This window comes from Paenibacillus lautus, assembly GCF_050482385.1.
Taxonomy (GTDB): Bacteria; Bacillota; Bacilli; order Paenibacillales; family Paenibacillaceae; genus Paenibacillus_AQ; species Paenibacillus_AQ lautus_B.
This window is the reverse complement of the sequence record NZ_JBCNHV010000010.1, coordinates 406,293-427,002: the sequence shown is the minus strand read 5'-3', so window position 1 is coordinate 427,002 and position 20,710 is coordinate 406,293. Positions and strand designations below refer to the sequence as shown.

The following is a 20,710-nucleotide window of genomic DNA, read 5'->3' as shown; positions in this document are numbered from 1 at the left end:
AGATGGGGGAAGGGTATGGACAGTGGTGTACAGTCCGAAATGCTGCAAAGAATCACCAGAGTAGAAACGAAGGTGGACAACATGGATGAAAAATTAGATAGAGCGATCAATGCTAATGAGACAGCAGTTGAAGCGTTACACGAGGCAAAATCAGCACATGCAAGATTGGACAAAATTGAAGATACCCAAAAATGGCTCTGGCGTACAATCGCCGGGGCTTTTGTTTTGGCGATAGCTGCTTTTATTATTTCTGGTGGCCTTAAATAAAATTGGAAGGGTGATTGTATATGGAATGGAACATGATTTTTGAATTGATCGATCCGCGGTTACTTATTGTTGTGGCTGCATGTTGGGTTATTGGCGGCGTGCTTAAGAAAACCCCGAAGGTACCGGATTGGAGCATCGTATACATTGTTCTTATCGTTGCAGTGTGGCTGACGATCGGACTGCTCGGGTGGTCCGTTGAATCGCTGATCCAGGGAATACTCACCGGGGCGTTTGCTGTGTACGGGCATCAGGCTGTGAAACAAGCCAAGAAAATAGGTGATACTCAATGAGCCGTAAATTATCGGATGCTGGTATTAGTCTTATCAAGTCTTTTGAGGGCTGTCGATTAGCGGCGTATAAGCCAGTGCCAACAGAAAAATATTGGACGATTGGCTGGGGGCATCACGGGGCTGATGTAAAGCAGGGAATGATCATAACACAAGCACAGGCTGATGCTATGTTAGTTAAGGATCTCGCCAAGTACGAGGCATATGTCAATGACCGAGCATATGTGCCGATAACGGACAAACTGAACCAAAACCAATTTGATGCGCTAGTGTCATTTTGCTACAATTGCGGCCCCGGAAACCTTAAAAAGCTATGCACCGGCCGGACAATAGAACAGATCGCCCAAAACATCACAGCCTATAATAAGGCCGGTGGGAAGGTGTTAGCAGGCCTAGTACGCCGCCGGGAAGCCGAGTTAGCTTTATTTAACAAGGAGAATGCTAAGAAGGAAAGCGCAGTGGAAAAGGTAAGTGTCATTGTGAACGGGAAAAAGATCAAAGATGGCAAGCTGGAGAACGGAGTAACATATGTACCTCTCCGGGCAGTAGGCGAGGCCTTGGGGGCAACAACAGGCTGGGATAATAAGACCAAGACAGCCACGCTCGACACGAAGGTATAAATCACCGTTAATCGGCTATACTCATATTGAGTGATGTATCCCCAAAACACATTCACTCTCCCTCTATATATGTCACGTTGGATATAAGAGCAAAGACCCTACCAGCACTTAGCCGGTAGGGTCTTTTTGCTAAATAAGATTAAATTGTCTTTCTAAATTCAAATGTATACTTGGAATTTGGGTCAAAATCGTTTGGTCCAACAGGCATTACTCTATAATAAACCTTTTCACCAGCCCTAGCAGACCCGCTATGATATTCTTGTAATCCAGATCCGTTTTGGTTTATATATTGGATTGAAATTATGTTGTCAGAATAATCAGTTCTTACGTATTGGAGTTGTAAATCTAAACCAAACGGGGGAGACAACAATACATAATAATTTTGATCAAATGATCCACTTGTATTATCAAAAACATACCAATCTTCGTCAGTTAAACTTTCTAGTGGTACCCAAGATTGATAACCAGTTCCAGTTAAGACTTCGGCTGTTCGCATTGAATCTCCAAAACCGTACTGTGCAAACGCCGAACTTGCTCCCAGGGCCATTAAACAAGCAGTTAATGCGATTGATGCTGATAATTTCTTTAATCTTTTCATATTTCAAGCCTCCCAATTATAAAAGAATATGATATGGATATTAGCGTGTGTGAAATATCAAGATGTAAAAGAATATCAGTTATCGGTTGGCCAACCTTGATTTAACCTTAGCACACACCGAACATCCGAGTATATAGTAATTCTGGATTATATTAGGATAATTTGCATAATGATGGATATCGCAATTTGTTGGTTTGTGGATTTATATGTCGAAGGAAATATAATTTTATAAAAATAACCCCAATCCGCTAAGTGCGGGTTGGGGTCCATTGTGTTTCCCTGCTGCAATAGTATTAATCTTCGAAAAGCTCATTCATTAGCCCTTCGATTTCTATTCTTCGTTTTTTTGTCTCCTCTTTATCGATTGTAAATTGGTTGCCTTCGATTTTAATCACATCCCCAACCTCTGCATCTTTCGGTAGGAGATGCTTTGGATAATCCAGTGTATGACCATCCTCTACCTCAATAACTGCTATATCGCTCTCAAATCGGTCAATTATTCCTTTTATCAAACTAATCACCTCATTGTTTCAAATTTGATTTTTGAACCATCGCTTACAGCGGTGATCGTACCCTGAGTATCAGTCCTGTATACAGTTACCTTAGATTTTTTCAATCGATTAATAATGGCTGACTTTGGATGACCATATTTATTATCTTTACCCGCACTGATCACCGCATAAGTTGGCTTGACAGCATTAAGGAATTCCTGTGATGTTGATGTGTCAGATCCGTGATGTCCTACCTTCAGTACATCGACTTTCAATATTTCGGGGCTCTTCAACATGTCGGCTTCGCTGCGGGCTTCGGCATCCCCTGTGAATAGGAATGAAGTATCTTTATATGTAACCTTTAGAACTGCGCTCCACGCGTTCAGATCCTTGCCGTATTCGCCAACAGGGGCGATAAACTTAGCGTTCACACCATCCAGAGGAATTTCTAACCCCGTTTTCGTAGCCTTTATCTTTAATCCGCGGTTTTTTACTGCAAGCAAGAAATCTTTGTATGTATTTGTTGTGTGGCTCACTCTGGGTGCGTAAACGCTCTTGGTTGGTATTGCATCGATTACCGTGTCCAGGCCCCCGATGTGGTCGGCGTCCGGGTGAGTGGCAATGATTGCATCAAGGCTTTTTACGCCGAGCTGCTTGAGATAATCAACCACATCGTCGCCCTTGTGGTTGTCTCCGCCGTCAATCAATATATGCTGTCCTTTAGGCGTTCTGATTAATGTTGAGTCACCTTGGCCGACATCGAGGTAATAGACTCGCAAATTGCCTGATACCTGATTCTTCGGTAATGATTGATTTGCTGCCGTTGTTGTCGCTATACTTGGGGAGCAGCCAACTAGTACGAATAAAATAAGTGCTAATGTTATGTATAGTTTTTTCATGATACCCTCCTTATGTATACATTTTAGCACATAAAAATAAATACAAAGAACCTACCGGCTAAGTGCTGGCAGGGTCATTTTGCATTAACTCGATTAATCGACTCACATGTACTTTCAACTCTTTGCTCCAGTAGTGAGGTATTTATTTAAACAACTTCTTTATCAGTTTGAAAATATCAAATGTAGTTTTGTTATACACTTTATTATAAGCATATTTTTTGGGGTTTCTGAGCCATCCATAGCCCCGAGGCATCTTTATCCCAGCCCGATGGACTATTTGTCTCTTTATGCTTGTGCGAGCTGCTACACGCTTCTTTAAGCTTGGTTTCCGCATTCCGAATTTCATTATAATCACCCCGGACCATTATATTTACAACGTATCCCAAATGCACACTGTAAGCAAGTGTTATATCGCTTTTGTTCTCACCTCTTCAACACCCTGAACAGTGCGACCACAGACAAGACTAGAGCGGCAATGCTGATAATTAACGTTATTGTTTCCACGTTCATTCCTCCTGGCCTGATTGTATATTTAAACTCGATTATGTTAAGATTGGGAGGAGGGAGCCCTAACTCCCTCCGAGGAACCTATTTTCGTTTGCCGTGCGGGCGACGTTTTTTGGTTCCTTTTTTGTTTTCCTCACGTGTTTTTCTAAGTAAAAGCGTTGCGGTAAGTAGCTGGATGATTGCCGTGAGGAGTGTTACCCAATCTTTCATTCTCTTGTTCACCTCCTTGATTCCATTTTACAGCATTTTAAATGCCTTGTAAACAGTTTTTTTGCATGTTGAAGAAATATTTTAAATGCTGTAAAATGACATAGAAGGGTTGGTGATATGCATGGCTGGAAGACCAACGAAAGCTGATAAAAAGATTAGAGAGGCTATATATTTTGAGCCGGAACTATTAGAGTGGTTGCGAGAACTAGCTGAGTCTAATGACCGGACCGTTAGTGTAGAAGTGAATCGAATGTTGAAAAAGATAAAAGCGGAAGAAGAATGACCTCGCTGGCCCTAAGCTGGTGGGGTTATTTTTTGTTCGCATATTGTTCTATAAAGTGCTTGTGTAACTCATTGGCCTATGATATATTACCATACACATCTTAGACATTACCTAAATATTTACAATAGATTGGGGGATGTTGAATGAAGTTGAGGTTGGTGAAGCAAGGGGATTTCTTGGGTATTAAGTGCGATTTTTATGAAGACAAGATCGGCGAAGTCTATATGACTCGAAAACAGATTGGAGAAGCGTTGCAATATGCAGATCCACAGAAGGCAATCGACAACATTCATGATCGTAATAAGTCTAGACTTGACCAATTTTCAGTACCCCTCAAGTTGAGGGCAACTGACGGTAAAGACTATCTTACAGACCTTTACAAGACAAAGGGAATCTATGAAGTGATTAGATTCAGTCGACAGCCAATTGCTAATGACTTCTATGATTGGGTTTACGATGTTATTGATGCCATCCGAACAGGACGAATTAGCCAAGAAGTCCTTAGAAAGGCGGGTATTGGCATTCGTCACACCCTTACTGACTCCATCCGAGACAACGTTGAAGACAGCCCTAATAAAAAATTCGTATATAAACACTTCACGGATTTGGTTTACAAAGTAACACTCGGTTTCAGCGCTAAGGAGCTCAGAATGCAGCGTGGACTTGGCAAAGAGGATGAACTTCGTGATTATTTAACGGTTGAAGAACTGAAGCTTGTTCAGAAGAAAGAAGAACAAGTACGCACCTTGCTTGAGCTGGGTATGGGATATCATGAAGTGAAAGAAGTGTTCGGTAGAACCAGCAGTAGCCGTGCTCTGCCTCGTAAGCGTCAACGTAAAGCTGTTGAAGAAGCTAATTGATATGATGAGACCCTACTGGCTATGTGCTGGTGGGGTCTTCCTGTTCACGTTTCTTAAGCCACTCAAACAACAAACGAGCTTGTTCAGGTGTATAATACATTTTGAATTGCTGTGGATTTATCCGTATCGCATGATTTAGAAAATCGTTTAATCGTTCTTCCGTAACATAAAAACAGAATTCACCAAATGCATTGTTTGTGGTGAATTGTATCCCCTTCATATCGCCCATTGATTTATATCTCATGAGACGGCCCCTGTGAATTATCCTTGTATTTGCTTATATCTAACCCTAGATATTTACGCATCAATACAGAGGCTTCAGCCGTAATAAACTCCCAGCGCAGTTCCATTTCTGATCTATAACCTCGACACATAAACTTTGCGTGTATTTGAACTATCGAAGCAAAAACAGGCCGCACACGAAATGACATCATGTACAGCCTACAGTATCTTTCTATTCATTTCACTCCTCTATTTCTAAATCCATTTCCAATTGTCCTTCTTGTTCTGGAAAAGCTGCTGAAAAGTTTCTCTTAAACTCATCCCAATTTCTTGATGCTCTCATGATTGCTATAAGTTGTAATAAATGGTCTCTTAGATCCGCCTGACCAATTTCACTTGACAAGTGTTGGAAGTGTGCGCCTTCTCTTCTCCAAGTGGATTTATTTTTTACGGGGTTAAGAGTACGTAGTTCTTCCAATACATTGGCTGGTAACTTTTTGTAAACTAGTTCGTTTGTTAGCCACCCAACAAATTTTGGGCGTTTTACACTTAGTGGACTATATTCCCATCCTCTTAATCTAAATAATTGTTTGTAATATTCATCGGGAAACATTTTTGCCCATTTCAAACGCTCTTCAGACAAATATAGTGCTAAGAATTTTTGCAACTCATCCTTGTCCCTAACTCGTTCATAACCAGTTGCTTCATCGACTAGAGCAATTATACCAACTTTAGCAAAGCCACGAATCAGAATTTCACAAGTCTCTGCTATGTGAAGTTGTTGTTTTTGCAAAGCTCCAGCTTTTCTAGCTGCTAGAACTGCGTCACAAATATCAGTTAATAATTGAGCTTCATAACCATAAGACAAACTCCCTCTTGTAGTTCTGAACTTTATTGGATTAGTGCTCGCAGCGAGTAATTCCTTTGAAATAAAGGGCTCTAGCCCTTTGCCTGTTACAAAAGATAGCAGTCGATCGCCGCCAGCTCTACCTTTACCTCCGCGTTTCATGCCTAAAGATTTAACAAGACCCGTTTGGCTTAATACCCTCCGCCCATCTTCCAAAACGTAACAAGGTATTTCTGCATCACCAATCTTTAATGGATGATCCGGAGAACCGAATCGGGCTTTAATTATTGGTTCTGTTATAACCGCTGTCATAAAACTCACCTAATTGTTTCCTCATCGGTTGAGGTAGTTGCTAATAATATCCTGATAGGTATATTCTACTATATTCGACTCTATCTAAGCAGAGAATTTTTATTTACTGAATTTATAATTCTTCACCCTTCGCTATTTTAAAGGAAGACCAATAATTCTCATTACATGATTTATTTCATTTAACGGTATAGAAATGACCTCGTTTTCTGTATATATTTTCACTCTCTCTGGTTCAACAGAATGTCTAGGTAGTCCAACTGTTATTTTCCCATCTTTAGTACGGACACTTACTTGCTGTTGTTTTTCTATTGCAGTCTTCAGTTCTTTTAGCATGTATTTCTCCTCCTTTAGATTTATCTATTAATTGTTTCGGTCTAACTTCGCGATATAGTAATCCGATAGCATAGGTAAAAGGACCCTGCAGCTTAATTGCATGCAGGGTCCTTTTTTTATTTCAACTCATTTTATTAGTTCCGTCAAGACTGGCGTCCGCAACATCCCCGATTTGTACCAGTTTCTAAATTTAACCCGCCCTCGGATTATCGGATTCAAATAGACAATTTTTTTATCCTCGCCTGTTACAAGGGCTCGACTCTACGGATAAAACTCTTTCTTGGATGCCTGTGTTGCATACTCCACAATTCCGGCGGGACGGAGCCGACCAGACTCATCAGGGACAGCGGCAAGCCATCCGAATTCCTCCTTGCGATACCATGTGATGAATACGTCAGTATACGACCAATTTATGACCTTCTACCAGGCTGGCGATCGGCGGCTTACATATAGACTATTCTTTCGCTTGCCAACATCCCTTCAAGTTTACGACGGTGATCCTTCTTAGCCATGAAACGAGTCATGACTTCCTCAAAGTCTACACCGTCCGGGGGGCCGGTACATGCCACTTCGCGTCCATGAGGATATCGTCGTCAAACGGCGTAAGCAACTCGGGGTATTGCTGAGTACATCCGTTTCGTGACGGGTATAAAGTCGGATCCGGCCATTTGTCTGGGAAAACAGGAGTCGGTTCCCGTCTATTTTAGGCTCAAATATATAGTTTGAATGATTGAATGAAGCTGTAGCAACATCGGATCAATAAACATAAAAACACCTCTGTTTCGATTATATTATCTTTGTACAGTTAAATGAGGTGGTAAATTATGTGCAAAAAAAATTTCGCCTACTAATCAATTCAAATTGAGGGTAGAACAGAATTAAAAATCTGGCAGCTGAAAATGTAAAACTTTGTATTTTAATATCCAGATAAAAATAAAAATGAGATTATATTGATATTTTTGATATATTTGCAAACATATGTTTAGACATAAGTGATAACTTCATATATTTTGAACTGTATAAAGTGATTTGAGAGGGGTTTATCAATGTTAAAAAAGGTAACGGGTTTTATTCTTTCTATCTTTCTTCTAAGTACTGTATTATTTCCTGCGATGACAGAAGCAGCCACAGTAGGCAAAACAATTGACGGCATGCTTGGATTTTCCCCACCTGATGGTACAAAGGCATCTGCGAATGCAAATTATGGGCAAGCGTACTCTGCGGATAAAGCTATTGATAAAGCTCTAGGGACATATTGGAACTCTGGAAGTACTAAAGGACATTTAGAGCTCACTTTTCCCCAGGCTGTAGAATTAAATTTTATTCAAGTTGCTACTAATGTCAGACCTGCATCTGGTCAAACATATACTGTCTATGGATTAGTGAATGGACAATGGATACCTATAAGCCCTCCAACAGTTGCGAGTGCTTCATTCGAAAGTCCAAATATCTTAAATCCTATACCGGTTGACCATGGAAATTATGATGGAATAAAACTTGAAATTACTGCAGCTAACTCTTGGGTAGCAGTAAATGAGATAACTGTTGGTATAAATGAAAAAATCACTCTTGTTGCTGAAGGTAAGGATTCGTCCGTTAGATTAGACTGGAACTCCGTAACGAATGCAGACGAATACAAGATTGAGTATGGAACAGAATCAGGAAAGTACACAAGTAATTTAACAGTGACCAAAGATGTTTACTCTAATTATGTGATTCCAAATTTAATAAACGGAACAACGTACTATTTTCAGGTAAAATCTATTGTTAATGGTGTTGAGACCATCATATCGAATGAAGCTGTTGCAACTCCCAAAAAATCTGAAGAACCAGGTACAGAAAATCCAGGAACCGAGGAACCCACCACACCTGAGGAACCTTCAGGTGAAAGAGCTCTCTTAGTTGTAACCATGGTAAATGGATTGGAAAAGGAATATGATCTATCTATGTCAGAGGTAAATTCCTTCATTGACTGGTATGATAAAAAGGATGCTGGCAACGGTCCATCCAAATATGCAATCAATAAACACAAAAACAATATCGGACCATTCAAGAACCGTATCGATTATGTCATCTTCAATAATATCTTGTTTTTTGAAATTAACGCATATAATTAATTGGATTGAAACAGCTTCTGCTTTCGCAGGAGCTGTTTTTTATTTGGCGTAAATTTACATTGATGAAAGAACGAACGTTCGTATATAATACAAACAAACGTTCCTGTTATTCGAGGTGAGAGCGATTGGGTGTTGGATTGAAGCCAGATGAATCAAAACTAGTGAAGGATTATATCTTGTTACCTCTCTTGCTCGATGTCGTTGAGAATGATCGGGGTATCTTGTCTGCTGCAGCCTTAAAGATGCCCGCGATAACCAACGCCCTCATCGATCGATTGCAAAAGGCAGCTTTAGCGGATTTGGCTCAGGTGCGCAAAAACATGCGTGAGCGCGAATTGAAGGTGTATGAAGATCGGAAGACCCGTCTTGGCGTAGAGATTGAATTTTTGTGTAGAGGATATCACCACAATTTGTCCATGCTTTGGGGGCTGGTTGAATCCGAGATTAAACAGAGGTCTTACACATATTTGGGCTTAGATATTGCTGACAAGGGGAGTGGGGGTTAATTGACAACGCGTAAAAAACTGGAGGGTAACGGGTTATGGGAATCAAGTCGGATGATGTTGCCAGAACATAAGGAGACAATAATCCGCCGGCAGCTAGAAGAGGGGAGGAAAGACCGTCCAACGCTCGATCCGCAGGAAATGGAATTGATTGAACAAGCGTTAGCCGAGTCTTTTCATGAGCACCGTACAATGACTGTAAGAATGTTTGATGAGTATGAAGATGTGGAGTTAACAGGTATTGTCGTACTGATCCACACATTCAGACGAGAGATAAAACTGTCCATGGGTGAAGGTGAATGGCAATGGATTAAGATCGATGAAATTGTTTCTGCGTACTAAAAATAAGAGCCTGCTGGTGCTTTGCCTGCCAGGCTCCCATTGTTTATCTATTGTATTAATCTTCAGTATATTCAACTCAGTGACGATATATAACCATAACAGGGGTGGCATTAGGATTTAGGTGAAAGGACGTGATGATTTTGAAATTTAAACATCTATTCATTCTGGGGTTAATGATCTTGCTCGTCTTATCTGGTTGTAGTCAAGCGAAGAAGTTCGAACCAGATAATTTTTCGAAAGACGACTTGGCTATTATCAAAGAGGATGATTCAAAATTCAAATTAAGTTATGGAATGAGTCGAACTGATGTAGAAAAGTTACTGGGAAATGCTAAAGAAGACAGTATGAACTCCCGAATTTCTAATTATGATTTTGGGGTAAAGGTCATGTACCGCGAGGATTCGGTGGCCGGTATTATGTTAACTGAAGATTCAAAGGAGATTTATCAGACTGCACGGGGGGCCAGTGTAGGGATGACAAAAGAGCAGATAAAAGAGGTTTATGGCTCTAAATATGCTCTAGGTGATCACAATATCGATTACATATACGACTCCAAAAATGACAGGTTTATAGAATCTCCAGGATCAAAAGAAGCAGAGGATTTAGAACAGATATACTCAATGTCCGCCATGGTTGTTGATGGTGAGGTAAATAGCATTTTTTTGATGGACTATAGAATGGGTACACGAATGGATTGACCTGACCCAGCTAATGGAGACTTTATTATTGCCAAAAATTATGTGCACGCACTTCGTATCCATGCCTTCGGAGAGTGGAAATGATCTTCTGTACCGTTTCTGCAAGTGCTCGTATTGATCAAAAATAGATCAAATTATTTTTGCAGAAGTGTAACTGAAGAAAAAGGAACCGCCGTTTTTCGACGGATCCTTTTATTTTTGACTGACATAAATCAGGTGTGCTAGGATGAATCTAGTTAAACAATCAAAAAAAATAACAAAAAAATAACATTCTTTGCGAATAAGAACAAATAAAGATGAAGCTTCTTAATAATAAATGTTCAAGAATGCGCATTATTCATTGGTCTATGAAGACTTATGAAGACAGACGAAACCCTCAAAAAGATGGGCGGCATGATGTAACAAAATGCCCCTAAAGCCTGCCATATCAATGAAAAAGAGACCTCTTGGGGTCTCTTTTCTTGTATAAGGTCACAAATATATATATGTCTTTAAGAGCAGGAAGCTACAGGGGAAGAAGTATCTTAAGATAATTAAATCAAGACAGGGATCCCCGAACGGTACCCAAGTATTAGCTATGTGTCAGTAGGTTCTTTTTTACGTCTAATTGTATTAATCGACTCACATGCTTTATTTCCTCTAATGGTACCCAGACTGGCTAAGTGATGAATTGTATCCCGGTTATTTTTGTCACTGTGAATTTTCGCTTCATAAGGTGTTCCCTTCCGATTATTAAATCTATGTGGTTGGTGCATTAATATCCCATTGTAAATCAATTTGAACGGTAACGGTTATTCCCATAACAGATATGTCTAACCCGAGATACTTAGAATTAGTATAGTTGCTTCTGCTGTAATAAACTCTCAACAAAGTTCCGTATTAGTTTTATAGCTATATCTCAAAACTTGATTATATGTTGTGCTCTTTTGAATTACTCCCTATACCTTATAACCCAGTAAAATCTTACATAATTTAACATTATAAAATTATACAATATGGTATTCTTATATACATAATAGAAACAAACTGAGGTAGGTGAAAGGTTACGTGAGAAAGAGTGAAGAGTTGGAACCATATGAAATAGAATTTTTAAAACTCCTTGCTAAAGGAGTTCGAATTGCGGCTGAAAAGCGAGAGCAGGAAAGGACAGAGGCTAGAAATTTAGATGAGAAAAGTAATCTTAAAGAACACGTAGAAGACAACATAGTTCAGAAACCCAAAAATAACTTGTCTCGTGCAGAATTGCCTAACTATCTGACAGCAAGGAACATTCATCAGTTCACAAATATCAAATTGAGAACTGTCTACGATCTCATGAACAAGAGCCCAGAGCGCGGCGGCATCCCCGATGTATTTAAAATCGGGAAGCCGCTATACGCTCCTCGTGAATCATTCTTGAGTTGGTGGGACGAGACTAAAGAGCGAGGGAGAAAATGAATTCAAGAGAACAATTGCTTAGTCGTATTACATCAGAAATTGAGCTGTATATTGATGAAGAGGTCGAACGAAGAACAAGTGCTTTTTTAATGAGTAAGTGCGATGTTATCCCGTCAATTTTACCTGATGGATTAGATACATTGCCTAATGGACTAGATATGTTAACCGATATTTTAACTGCTGAACATATTTCAAAGTATCTTGGGGTATCAAGGGCAACTATTTACGAATTGTTCAAGGTAAATGTTGAGTATGGAGGGATACCTAACTTCAAAATAGGAAACTCAAGACGTGTTGATAAGAAGGACTTAATTAGATGGATAGAAGATAGAAAGAGGGAACATAAAGATCAGTTCAAGGTTTGATTATTAATAAATCATCGCTGCAATTGCAAAAGGAGGGATGTACTTGGGAGCTATTGAGTTTAACCGCGAGGCTTTGTATGAGGAAGTATGGAATGAGCCAGTAACCACAGTTGCTAAGAAATATGGCATCTCAGGATATAAATTAAGGAAGTATTGCATCCAACTGCAAGTGCCTATACCTCATTCCGGTTACTGGATGCAAATAAAATATGGTAAGAAAGTGGAAAGACCAGCATTGCTAGAATATGAAGGTCCAGATTCCGTTGTGATGGAACCGCCAGATAATTCACAAGAAAAGAATATTAGTGTGTTTCCTGAGAAATTAAGAAATAAAACAGCTTTGGAGTTTGAAGTTTTCTGTTCAGAATTAGTTGTGCCGGAAAAACTACAGAAAGCTCATTCCGTTATAGCGGATACATTAACTTACAAGAAGAAAAGAGATAAAGAAGCTCTAAGTGAATCTATAAGGAAAAATGCAATGTTTCTGAAAACCTCTAAAGAACAGTATCTTAGAGCTATTATTATCCTGGATACATTAATGAAGGCTTCCGAACAGTGGAATGGAGTAATCAAAAGTAATGGGGCTGATGGATTCAAAGTATGCATAGATAAAGATGAGGTGAGCGTAACCATAAAGGAGCGGACCCGAAGAATTGAACATGTAAAAACAGAGCAAGAATTAAAAGCAGAATCTAAAGGGAAGTATTATTGGGCACCAACGTACGATTACCCTTACTCAGGAGAATTAAGAATTACGATGAAATCGACTTTTTCATCTGAAAAAATGTGGAGTGATACCCCTAAGAGAAAGATTGAAAGCAAGGTTGGGGAAATCTTATTATCAATTTTTGTAGCCGCTGAGAATTCAAGAATAAAGAGAGAGGAACGTGAAGTCGAACTTGAAAAACGAAGGTTAACTGAAATTGAACGTATGAATTTTGAAAGTTTAAAAAGAGCAGAGACGGAGAAGTTAGAACAGCTTTATGAGAAGGCTAATGATCATTTTAAAGCTAAGAGAATAATTGAATTTGCTCAAGACCTAATTAGTTTCTCTGAACATTTAACCAACACTCCAGAAGATAAAGAGAAATTAATTTCATATGCAAAATGGGCTTTGGAAAAGGCCAATTGGCTAGATCCGTTAACAATTGATGATGATCCGCTTCTTGGAGATAAACATAGAAGGTGGTTGAATGACATACTAGGGATAAGGAATAAAGAGTGGTGGCAATGAAGTGAAAGAGGAACTAGCCACGAGTTGATATTATAATGGTACAAACTCGACATAACTCCAAAGACAAGCTGATTGCAAATAAAGCCAATGATTTATGCTAAATAGCATAGGTTATCGGCTTTTTTTGCGTCAGTTTTGCGTCAATAGATAAAATCGTCAAGAAAAGAAGTGCAGTGAAAAAGAGAAGAACCCTTGCTACGCAAGGGTTCTCGTTGATGATCTGTAGTGGGCTCGAACCACTGACCCCTACCCTGTCAAGATAGTGCTCTCCCAGCTGAGCTAACAGATCATGAAATATTTAAAAAGGTAATTCATATATTACCAGCAGACCATGTGGCTGTCAATGGTTTTCTCGTTATAAAAAATCACATTCCGGTTCAGACTAAATACAGCATGATTATGCCAATGGAGGAGTGTGAATGGCATGGTAGGTGGGAAATCCCATCATTTTAAACGAGCCAGTCTGGTGCTCTCGTTGCTGGGCGTATCCGTACTAGGGAGCGGTTGTAGTATCCCGGAGAGAACGTCGGTGCAGCTGGACCCGCTCCATGGGCCTGCATCGCCTGTAATGCTAGATGTTTACGGACGTTCGATAGATCAGGACGTATATTCCAAGCAGCGAAGCAGGGAGCTTGAGCCGGTATCCCCGATGGATTCGGTGGATACATTGCGCGATGTCCAACCATAAAGGGGATGCAGTAACGATCTATAACAGATTGGTCATACCCATGTCCTTACTTTTTTGCCCGAATAGCGAGCAGAGCAAACCGCCGGCAGGCAAGCTGGCGATTTGCTGTAAAACGGCCGATGCTATTCCTCATCCCATTTGCGGGAATAACCTTTTTTAATCGCCCAAAAGATAGGGTAGATGATGATGGCTGAGATGATAACAGCCCAAAATATCGTGGTTCCCATGCCCATAAAGGCAAAGCTCCTTTCAAGAAAATGTTAGCTTATACTATACAGGAAAATGATTATTTTGTATAATAGCTCGATCTGCGATATTACAAGGAATTGATTCTACATAAAGAGGTGTTGAAATGGCAGCAGAAATCATAAATGTATCAACCGAAGAGCAGTTGCAGCAGGCGCTGGATATCCGGAAGGATGTTTTCGTGCTTGAACAGAAGGTTCCGATTGACCTGGAGATTGATGATTACGATCGGTTGGACTCCGATGCGCATCATGTCCTGATCAAGTCGGAGGGACAGTACGCTGCGACCGGACGTATCACCTATTACAATAACGATTCCGCCAAAATGCAGCGAATCGCGGTACGTAAGCCATTCCGATCCAAAGGGATAGGGCGTGTGCTGATGATCGCATTGGAAACGCAGGCTCGTGAATTGAAACTGCAGTATTCCGTGCTGGATGCCCAGGTGCAAGCGGAGGCATTTTATCGGAAGCTAGGGTATGAGACGATTTCGGACGAGCCGTTTGATGATGCTGGCATTCCCCACGTTCGTATGAAAAAGGAACTGTAGGATTTTTAACTATAAGATGCTAATGATCCCATCGTTCTAAAAAGCAAAGACCTCGAGTATCGACTCGAGGTCTTTTTTGGCATGAATTAAAAGTTTGGCATATTATCCAGGTTGTTGCTGGGATCGCCATCCGCATTGGAACGAAGATGTTCATCTCCGTCACGTCCACGGAATACGTTCAGGTTTTTGATTTCTTTATTCTTGGTCATCTGTTGTGCTGTCTTGTAGTCCACGACACTACCGTTATCCAGCTTAAGTTCGATGATGTCGCCATCGCCATTTTTACGGACGCCTACGACTTCGTGTTGTGCATTATCCATATAAATCGCCTCCCGGAATTAGTGTTCCCGGGAAACCTCATAAACTATTCATCTATATTAAACTACAATTCGTATACCCGCTGCTGCTCCACAAATTCCATAATTCCGGTCTTGCCAATGAAAGCTTCGACCTCATCACTGTAATGCATGAGATAGGTGCGTTCCTGAATTTCTTCAGGGAGGCTGAGCAGCTCATCCAGTGTCGTATGAACCTCGCCGGGGCCTTGCAGCTGACATTCATGCAGAATCACTTCACAATCCCGCTCATTCACCAGTTGGCTCAGCAGGATCGGATCGAATACCATGTCAGCACTGTAAAATATCCGATCATTCAAATAAAGCGAATAGCTGTCCTTGCCGGGAATATGCTGCGTATGAATCAGCTCTACGGAGATGCCTGATGAAATAGGGGCCTTCACTCCCGGTTTCAGTGGGTGTACGTCAAATACATCATGCAGGGAGGAGATATGTCCCTGTTGATATAATCCGCCTTTGAGTGAATGTTCCCATATTGGTTCCACCAGCGATTCAGCAATGTAAAGCGGGAGTTTGCGGTTGTATTTCATTTTCATCATAAAGGCAAGCTCTTCCAGTCCGCCCACATGGTCGGCATGAATGTGTGTGATAAGCACGGCATCGATATCGTTAAATGTCTTATTCAGCTGATGAAGTGCCATTGGAGCGGTGATGCCGCAGTCAATGAGAAGTGTGAAATTCCCGTCATGCACCAGTGCGTTATTATTATAGTAGTTCTTGGCAAACGCACTGCCGGTACCAAGCATTTGCAATTTCAGTGTCAATGGATGAAACCTCCTGATGATATGATGTGTAGTCCAGTATGCTAATGTATATTTTAACGAATTCCACGTTGATTTACACGGATTATATGATCGAATCGGGGCTGGAATGCAGTATAATTCGTGATAGGCACAAACCTTACAGCATGAGGAAAAAATTTTACCACAAAGTGCAAAATTGTCCGCAACTTGTTTTTTGACATGTAGTATACACATATAACAACAAGATGAGCCAATGGAGGGAAATGATGATATGAAGTGGAAAAAAGTGATGGCATGTATGTTAGTGCTCTCTTTAATGGGTGGCAGCACCCTTTTGTTTGCAGATTCCGTCAATGAGCGAGTCCGTGTCTGGCTGAACGGTCATGAATTGAAGGATGGTGGATATTTAATTGATGGCAAAACCTATGTGCCGGTTCGGGAATTCGACGGGGCTGTGGATTGGAATCCCACGAATGGACAAGTTCAAGTCATCAAGCCGAACGTGCATATTTTTCTGTTTAAAGGAGATACTGTATTCGGCAACGTGAACAAGGGGAAGCTGAAATTCAATGTTTTTAGCCAGGTGGACAGCTTAAACAACGATATACACTCAGTGAAAGTAGCGATTGAGGATCCTTCGGGCAATATCAAGGATATTCAGTCCCAGGAAGTGAAGGATCGCAAGGATAACTTCTGGTTCCGAACCTATGATTTCACGTACGATTTTAAAACGGCGGGCAAATACTCGGTAGGTTTTTATGTAAAAGTCAAACCGGATGACGGATTTGTGAAAGTTGCAGAGAAAGTGATCACCGCACTTAATTGATGGCCCTTTGGCCGCTTGGCAGAAATTGACCTAAAGAAGCTATCCGTGATACGATACGAAAGTATGATAATTTAACCGAAGTGAGGTTTTTTCAATGAGTGAACACAAACATGAACACGGAGATGCTTGCGGCTGCGGTCACGATCATGACCACGACCACGAACATGAAGAGTTTGTGCTGACATTGACGGATGAAGAAGGAAAAGAAGTAGAGATGGTTCTTGTGGAGACATTTGATGTCGGCGAGAAACTTTACGCGCTTTTGCTTGAACGCGAAAATCCGGAAGCGGACGGCGTCATTCTACGTATGGAAGAAGAGAACGAGGAAATGGTTCTTTACAATATTGAGGACGAAGCAGAATGGAATGAAGTAGAGGCGGTTTACAACGAACTGGTCGCTGCTGCAAACCAGGAGTAAGACTCCTAAGCAATAAACCCGGTGCGAACCTCTCGCACCGGGTTTATTGTATTTACAGCTGCCATTTTAGAATATAGGATCCGTTTCCACGATGACTTTAACATTTTGGATACTGCGGTCCTCAGGACCTTTCACCGGAAGGCCTACCTCGACATGATCGATAATGTAATCGATGTTCTCCTGGGAAATCACTTCGCCCGGGAGCAGAATTGGAATCCCTGGCGGGTAGACATAGATGAATTCGGCGATAATGCGTCCTGCCGATTCCTTGAAAGGTACAACCTCTGTATCTCCGTAAAACGCATCGCGAGGGATAAGCGACAACTGCGGAATTTCTGGTGTTTTCACAACCAACTCGTTAATCTCATTCACATGCATGTACTGATTCGAAAGCTCACGGAGCGCTGTCAGCAAAATATCGATGGCCTCCTGATTATCCCCCGGTGTAATGAGGCACAGAATATTGTACATATCACTGAGCTCAACCTCAATATTGTAGTGATCTCGCAGCCAGTTCTCGGTTTCATATCCTGTAATGCCGAGATGGCGTACATGGATCGTCAATTTGGTCGGATCATAGGAGTATGTTGCTTCCCCGCCTAATATTTCTTCACCGAAGCTGTACAAACCTTCGATTTTATTGACTTCCTGACGTGCATATTGCGCCAATTCAATCGTCCTTGCTGCCATTTCTCGTCCATGCAGCGCCAAACTGCGGCGTGAAGTATCAAGCGATGCCAGCAGGATGTAGGAGGTGGAGGTCGTGGTCAGCATACTGATGATCGTCTGTACGCGATAAGGATTGATGTATCCGTTCTTGGTATTCACGTTCAGTACGGAGCTCTGCGTCATCGAGCCGCCGAGTTTGTGCACGCTGGTCGCAGCCATATCGGCCCCGGCTTCCATTGCCGACATCGGAAGATCTTCATGAAAATGGATCAATACCCCGTGCGCCTCATCCACGAGAACGGGTACATTGTAGCTGTGAGCCAAATCCACGATTTCCTTCAGATTAGCGCTTACGCCGAAGTATGTCGGGTTAATGACCAATACGGCTTTGGCGTCAGGGTGACGTTTTAATGCCTTCCGGACCGAGCTGATGGTGATGCCGTGATCGATGCCCACATTGGCATCCTGGGCAGGCGATACGAATACAGGCTTGGCCCCGGTAAAAATGATGGCGGAAAGCACGGATTTGTGGACATTGCGCGGTACGATGATTTTATCGCCAGGCGAACATACTGACATGATCATGGTCATGATCGCTCCGCTTGTACCTTGGACACTGAAGTAGGTGTGATCGGCGCCGAATGCATCGGCGGCCAGCTTTTGGGCTTCCTCGATGACGCCTGTAGGTTGATGTAAATCATCCAGCGGCGCAATATTAATCAAATCTATAGAAAAGGCGTTATCCCCTATAAATTCCCGAAATTCGGCATCGGTGCCGAGGCCCTTCTTATGTCCCGGAATGTGAAATTGCACGGGGTTTTTGGCCGCATGTTCTTTAAGTGCGGTGAAGAGCGGTGTACGACTGTGGTCCATGGACGTTGTCACAACCTTTCCCTATGTTTATTTTCTTATGATTTGTTGATTTCTGTTTTTATATAAACAAAATTGAGTATAGCAAAATAGGGGGGGAATGCAAGGAGAATGAACGGCTTTTTTTTCTTTGCCCAGCAACGCTTCATACTTTAGACATATTAAGGAGGAACAACAAGATCTTCATCGTTCCTTCATTAAAATATCATCCATAAAAAAAACGTCTATCGACGTACTTTCTCAGAAGACAGACCGCGGTTAAAGGAAGTTTTTCTTGCGATTATAGAATTGTTCAGCTTCGCTGAAAATTTATAAATTCTATAATCTTAAAAAAAGAGCTGCACCAGCAGCCCTTTTCATCAACATATCATGCTCATTAAAAAGCCATTTTATAAAGCGGCAGCAGCGACTCAAACGTCCCCTGCACTTTTTGCACCAGCTCGTCCCCTTCAAGCTTGACGGCTTCCTCGCGTGGGATACGTAGTCCGCACATCACCTCTGCCTTTTTCACCTGCTTCAGCTTCTCAATCAGACGCGTGAAATCCTCCTCGCTCATATCCTGATGAGGGGTGCCGGATGGGTTCATGTGATCCATGGACCAGTAGAAATTCTTGGGCAGCGCCTTTGCTGTTTTCTTGAGCTTGGCTTCCAGGTTGTTGGCAAACACGGTCTTATTGGGACTCTCGTAAATAATCGCGAAGATGACAAATAGATGGGTTCCGAACATGCCTACCTCAAAATGAGGCAGTGCTTTGTACCCGCGTTTGCTGGCAGCCCAAGCGACCCAAGTGTCAATGGGAGGATTGACAGTGCGTCTTGCATGCTTGGCGACATGCACAAACATCTCTTCCCCAGCCAAGACGGATACATAGGGGGCGAGCTCAGCCCCTAGCGCCTCCAGCTTGGGTCTTACCCGTTCAATGAGAACCTCCATGCGGGCCTCAAGCCCGGGAACGGAGAATACGTCGAAATCTTGATCTGTAAATCCGGTAACCGTCATTGGATGTGATGGCCTCCCTGTAGTAGATGATATCGTTACTAAACTCGGTTTTTGGATAACTTATTATACCATAAGGCGAATGGACATCACGCATTACCCAGAAAAGCTTCACCGTATGTTCATGTGGGCTAAAAATAGTCAATAATCCAAGTTACCGTTACATAAGATGGAGTATAAGATATAGATAAGACAACATCAAAAGCAGCCATGGGGGAAATCTTCACCGCCGTTTAATGATCGGTAGTAAACCGGAGGAGGGAGTGCCGTGAATAAGAGCGAGGAAGTGGAGTATTGCAACCTGGAGCTCCGGTTTGATCGCCGGCATATCCAGGACCTAATCAAGGAATTGATCCAGGAAGGATATTCGCTTTATTGGAGCGAGAATGATACGCAGTTTGTCATTTCAATCCGAACAGGTCGCAAGCTGGTAAAGCTGCGGTTTCAACGAACAGGAAGCGGTTTTAAACTAGTAGGCGATTATATGATCCGTGATCCCAAACTTGCGGAATGGATGGAGAAATTGATCGAGAATACCCGTGGCCATGCTGTCGTCAAACGTTTCAAGGACCGGCAAATATTGATCGAGAATATTTTGTTCGGTGAGGTCATAAGGCTCGTGGAAATATCCGGTTACCGGCAGCGGGTGCTGTTTCAGAAGGGGACGCCGATGACGGAGCAGGAAATGCTGCGGTTGTTTGAATCGGATGTAGGGGAACAGCGATTGCTGCTGTCCAGACTGGAAACCGACGATGAGCTTGAGAAGCTCCATGCGGCGCTGCAAGAGGGGAACGAAAACAAAATTTTGGCTTGCAAGCAAAGACTTCGTGAGCTTTCCTTGGAGCTGATGAGGCTGGAGTGGTAACTACTTCAATCCGGATACAAGTTTAAAGCACGAACAACACTCCGAAACAG

General features: G+C 41.9%; 29 protein-coding genes and 1 tRNA gene. 17 read left to right on the top strand and 13 right to left on the bottom strand.

What is annotated here, in order from left to right:
- Positions 1-15 precede the first annotated feature (15 nt).
- The 3 genes from ABEW73_RS13055 to ABEW73_RS13045 are packed head-to-tail and all read left to right on the top strand — an operon-like array spanning position 16 to position 1,174.
- Positions 16-267, top strand: coding sequence for a hemolysin XhlA family protein (locus ABEW73_RS13055; protein ID WP_430171031.1), 252 nt, complete (start codon positions 16-18; stop codon positions 265-267).
- Between the two features lie 20 nt (positions 268-287).
- Entirely contained in the window at positions 288-557 is a 270-nt protein-coding gene (locus ABEW73_RS13050) for a phage holin family protein (RefSeq protein WP_430171029.1), read from the top strand.
- Positions 554-1,174 carry a glycoside hydrolase family protein gene (locus ABEW73_RS13045; RefSeq protein ID WP_430171027.1) on the top strand — a complete coding sequence of 207 codons (621 nt, stop codon included), beginning with the start codon at positions 554-556 and terminating at the stop codon, positions 1,172-1,174. The genes ABEW73_RS13050 and ABEW73_RS13045 overlap by 4 nt, the downstream gene beginning before the upstream one ends.
- A 139-nt stretch (positions 1,175-1,313) precedes the next feature.
- On the opposite strand, the gene ABEW73_RS13040 is transcribed toward ABEW73_RS13045, so the two are convergent.
- The 5 genes from ABEW73_RS13040 to ABEW73_RS13020 all read right to left on the bottom strand — a co-directional run bounded on the left by ABEW73_RS13040 (position 1,314) and on the right by ABEW73_RS13020 (position 3,879).
- Positions 1,314-1,772 (bottom strand): hypothetical protein, encoded by a 459-nt coding sequence (locus ABEW73_RS13040; RefSeq protein WP_430171025.1) that lies wholly within the window; start codon positions 1,770-1,772, stop codon positions 1,314-1,316.
- A 293-nt stretch (positions 1,773-2,065) separates the two neighbouring features.
- Positions 2,066-2,293, bottom strand: a complete 228-nt coding sequence (locus ABEW73_RS13035; protein WP_430171023.1) for a DUF3006 domain-containing protein — start codon at positions 2,291-2,293, stop codon at positions 2,066-2,068.
- Complete coding sequence (locus ABEW73_RS13030) at positions 2,290-3,162, bottom strand: ComEC/Rec2 family competence protein (RefSeq protein WP_430171021.1); 873 nt, start codon at positions 3,160-3,162, stop codon at positions 2,290-2,292. The genes ABEW73_RS13035 and ABEW73_RS13030 overlap by 4 nt, the downstream gene beginning before the upstream one ends.
- 142 nt (positions 3,163-3,304) lie before the next feature.
- The gene (locus ABEW73_RS13025) at positions 3,305-3,508 is read right to left on the bottom strand and encodes a hypothetical protein (RefSeq protein WP_430171019.1); all 204 of its coding nucleotides are present in this window, start codon (positions 3,506-3,508) and stop codon (positions 3,305-3,307) included.
- Positions 3,509-3,750: 242 nt separating this feature from the next.
- Entirely contained in the window at positions 3,751-3,879 is a 129-nt protein-coding gene (locus tag ABEW73_RS13020; protein WP_430171017.1) for a hypothetical protein, read from the bottom strand.
- 121 nt (positions 3,880-4,000) lie between these two features.
- On the opposite strand from ABEW73_RS13020, the gene ABEW73_RS13015 reads away from it, so the two are divergent.
- The gene (locus ABEW73_RS13015; RefSeq protein ID WP_430206387.1) at positions 4,001-4,162 is read left to right on the top strand and encodes a hypothetical protein; all 162 of its coding nucleotides are present in this window, start codon (positions 4,001-4,003) and stop codon (positions 4,160-4,162) included.
- Between the two features lie 143 nt (positions 4,163-4,305).
- Positions 4,306-5,022: a BRO family protein gene (locus tag ABEW73_RS13010; protein ID WP_430171015.1), complete on the top strand. Its 717-nt coding sequence runs from the start codon at positions 4,306-4,308 to the stop codon at positions 5,020-5,022.
- Between the two features lie 19 nt (positions 5,023-5,041).
- Here the strand turns inward: ABEW73_RS13010 and ABEW73_RS13005 are convergent, their stop codons facing one another.
- The 3 genes from ABEW73_RS13005 to ABEW73_RS12995 all read right to left on the bottom strand — a co-directional run bounded on the left by ABEW73_RS13005 (position 5,042) and on the right by ABEW73_RS12995 (position 6,736).
- A complete protein-coding gene (locus tag ABEW73_RS13005; protein ID WP_430171013.1) occupies positions 5,042-5,266 on the bottom strand; it encodes a hypothetical protein in 225 nt (74 codons plus the stop codon).
- A 219-nt stretch (positions 5,267-5,485) separates the two neighbouring features.
- Entirely contained in the window at positions 5,486-6,403 is a 918-nt protein-coding gene (locus tag ABEW73_RS13000; RefSeq protein ID WP_430171262.1) for a P63C domain-containing protein, read from the bottom strand.
- A gap of 132 nt (positions 6,404-6,535) precedes the next feature.
- A complete protein-coding gene (locus ABEW73_RS12995; RefSeq protein WP_430171011.1) occupies positions 6,536-6,736 on the bottom strand; it encodes a hypothetical protein in 201 nt (66 codons plus the stop codon).
- Between the two features lie 1,046 nt (positions 6,737-7,782).
- On the opposite strand from ABEW73_RS12995, the gene ABEW73_RS12990 reads away from it, so the two are divergent.
- The 7 genes from ABEW73_RS12990 (at position 7,783) to ABEW73_RS12960 (ending at position 13,432) form a co-directional block, all read left to right on the top strand.
- Positions 7,783-8,853, top strand: a complete 1,071-nt coding sequence (locus tag ABEW73_RS12990; protein ID WP_430171009.1) for a fibronectin type III domain-containing protein — start codon at positions 7,783-7,785, stop codon at positions 8,851-8,853.
- A 125-nt stretch (positions 8,854-8,978) separates the two neighbouring features.
- On the top strand, positions 8,979-9,359 hold the full coding sequence (locus ABEW73_RS12985; RefSeq protein WP_430171007.1) for a hypothetical protein: 381 nt from the start codon (positions 8,979-8,981) through the stop codon (positions 9,357-9,359).
- Positions 9,360-9,698: a YolD-like family protein gene (locus ABEW73_RS12980; RefSeq protein WP_430171005.1), complete on the top strand. Its 339-nt coding sequence runs from the start codon at positions 9,360-9,362 to the stop codon at positions 9,696-9,698. It begins immediately after the preceding gene.
- A 131-nt stretch (positions 9,699-9,829) separates the two neighbouring features.
- Positions 9,830-10,396, top strand: coding sequence for a hypothetical protein (locus ABEW73_RS12975; RefSeq protein WP_430171003.1), 567 nt, complete (start codon positions 9,830-9,832; stop codon positions 10,394-10,396).
- Positions 10,397-11,443: 1,047 nt separating this feature from the next.
- Entirely contained in the window at positions 11,444-11,833 is a 390-nt protein-coding gene (locus ABEW73_RS12970) for a hypothetical protein (RefSeq protein ID WP_430171000.1), read from the top strand.
- Positions 11,830-12,198 carry a helix-turn-helix domain-containing protein gene (locus tag ABEW73_RS12965; RefSeq protein WP_430170998.1) on the top strand — a complete coding sequence of 123 codons (369 nt, stop codon included), beginning with the start codon at positions 11,830-11,832 and terminating at the stop codon, positions 12,196-12,198. The genes ABEW73_RS12970 and ABEW73_RS12965 overlap by 4 nt, the downstream gene beginning before the upstream one ends.
- Positions 12,199-12,241: 43 nt before the next feature.
- On the top strand, positions 12,242-13,432 hold the full coding sequence (locus tag ABEW73_RS12960; RefSeq protein ID WP_430170996.1) for a hypothetical protein: 1,191 nt from the start codon (positions 12,242-12,244) through the stop codon (positions 13,430-13,432).
- 216 nt (positions 13,433-13,648) lie between these two features.
- On the opposite strand, the gene ABEW73_RS12955 is transcribed toward ABEW73_RS12960, so the two are convergent.
- Positions 13,649-13,721: transfer RNA gene (locus tag ABEW73_RS12955), tRNA-Val, on the bottom strand.
- Positions 13,722-13,856: 135 nt separating this feature from the next.
- Between ABEW73_RS12955 and ABEW73_RS12950 the strand changes: the two genes are divergently transcribed.
- Positions 13,857-14,120, top strand: a complete 264-nt coding sequence (locus tag ABEW73_RS12950; RefSeq protein WP_430170994.1) for a hypothetical protein — start codon at positions 13,857-13,859, stop codon at positions 14,118-14,120.
- A gap of 352 nt (positions 14,121-14,472) precedes the next feature.
- Positions 14,473-14,916, top strand: coding sequence for a GNAT family N-acetyltransferase (locus ABEW73_RS12945; protein WP_430170992.1), 444 nt, complete (start codon positions 14,473-14,475; stop codon positions 14,914-14,916).
- Positions 14,917-15,002: 86 nt separating this feature from the next.
- Here the strand turns inward: ABEW73_RS12945 and ABEW73_RS12940 are convergent, their stop codons facing one another.
- Positions 15,003-15,236 carry a DUF3892 domain-containing protein gene (locus tag ABEW73_RS12940; protein ID WP_430170990.1) on the bottom strand — a complete coding sequence of 78 codons (234 nt, stop codon included), beginning with the start codon at positions 15,234-15,236 and terminating at the stop codon, positions 15,003-15,005.
- A gap of 62 nt (positions 15,237-15,298) precedes the next feature.
- Positions 15,299-16,036, bottom strand: a complete 738-nt coding sequence (locus ABEW73_RS12935) for an MBL fold metallo-hydrolase (protein ID WP_430170988.1) — start codon at positions 16,034-16,036, stop codon at positions 15,299-15,301.
- A 250-nt stretch (positions 16,037-16,286) separates the two neighbouring features.
- Between ABEW73_RS12935 and ABEW73_RS12930 the strand changes: the two genes are divergently transcribed.
- Both ABEW73_RS12930 and ABEW73_RS12925 read left to right on the top strand, forming a co-directional pair.
- Positions 16,287-16,841, top strand: a complete 555-nt coding sequence (locus ABEW73_RS12930; protein WP_430170986.1) for a copper amine oxidase — start codon at positions 16,287-16,289, stop codon at positions 16,839-16,841.
- A 94-nt stretch (positions 16,842-16,935) separates the two neighbouring features.
- Positions 16,936-17,259: a DUF1292 domain-containing protein gene (locus tag ABEW73_RS12925; protein ID WP_430170984.1), complete on the top strand. Its 324-nt coding sequence runs from the start codon at positions 16,936-16,938 to the stop codon at positions 17,257-17,259.
- A gap of 66 nt (positions 17,260-17,325) precedes the next feature.
- On the opposite strand, the gene ABEW73_RS12920 is transcribed toward ABEW73_RS12925, so the two are convergent.
- Together ABEW73_RS12920 and ABEW73_RS12915 are read right to left on the bottom strand one after the other, a co-directional pair.
- Positions 17,326-18,801 carry an aminotransferase class I/II-fold pyridoxal phosphate-dependent enzyme gene (locus tag ABEW73_RS12920; RefSeq protein WP_076320694.1) on the bottom strand — a complete coding sequence of 492 codons (1,476 nt, stop codon included), beginning with the start codon at positions 18,799-18,801 and terminating at the stop codon, positions 17,326-17,328.
- A gap of 373 nt (positions 18,802-19,174) precedes the next feature.
- Entirely contained in the window at positions 19,175-19,798 is a 624-nt protein-coding gene (locus tag ABEW73_RS12915; protein ID WP_430170982.1) for a DUF1054 domain-containing protein, read from the bottom strand.
- Between the two features lie 265 nt (positions 19,799-20,063).
- On the opposite strand from ABEW73_RS12915, the gene ABEW73_RS12910 reads away from it, so the two are divergent.
- Entirely contained in the window at positions 20,064-20,660 is a 597-nt protein-coding gene (locus ABEW73_RS12910) for a hypothetical protein (protein WP_430170980.1), read from the top strand.
- Positions 20,661-20,710 lie beyond the last annotated feature (50 nt).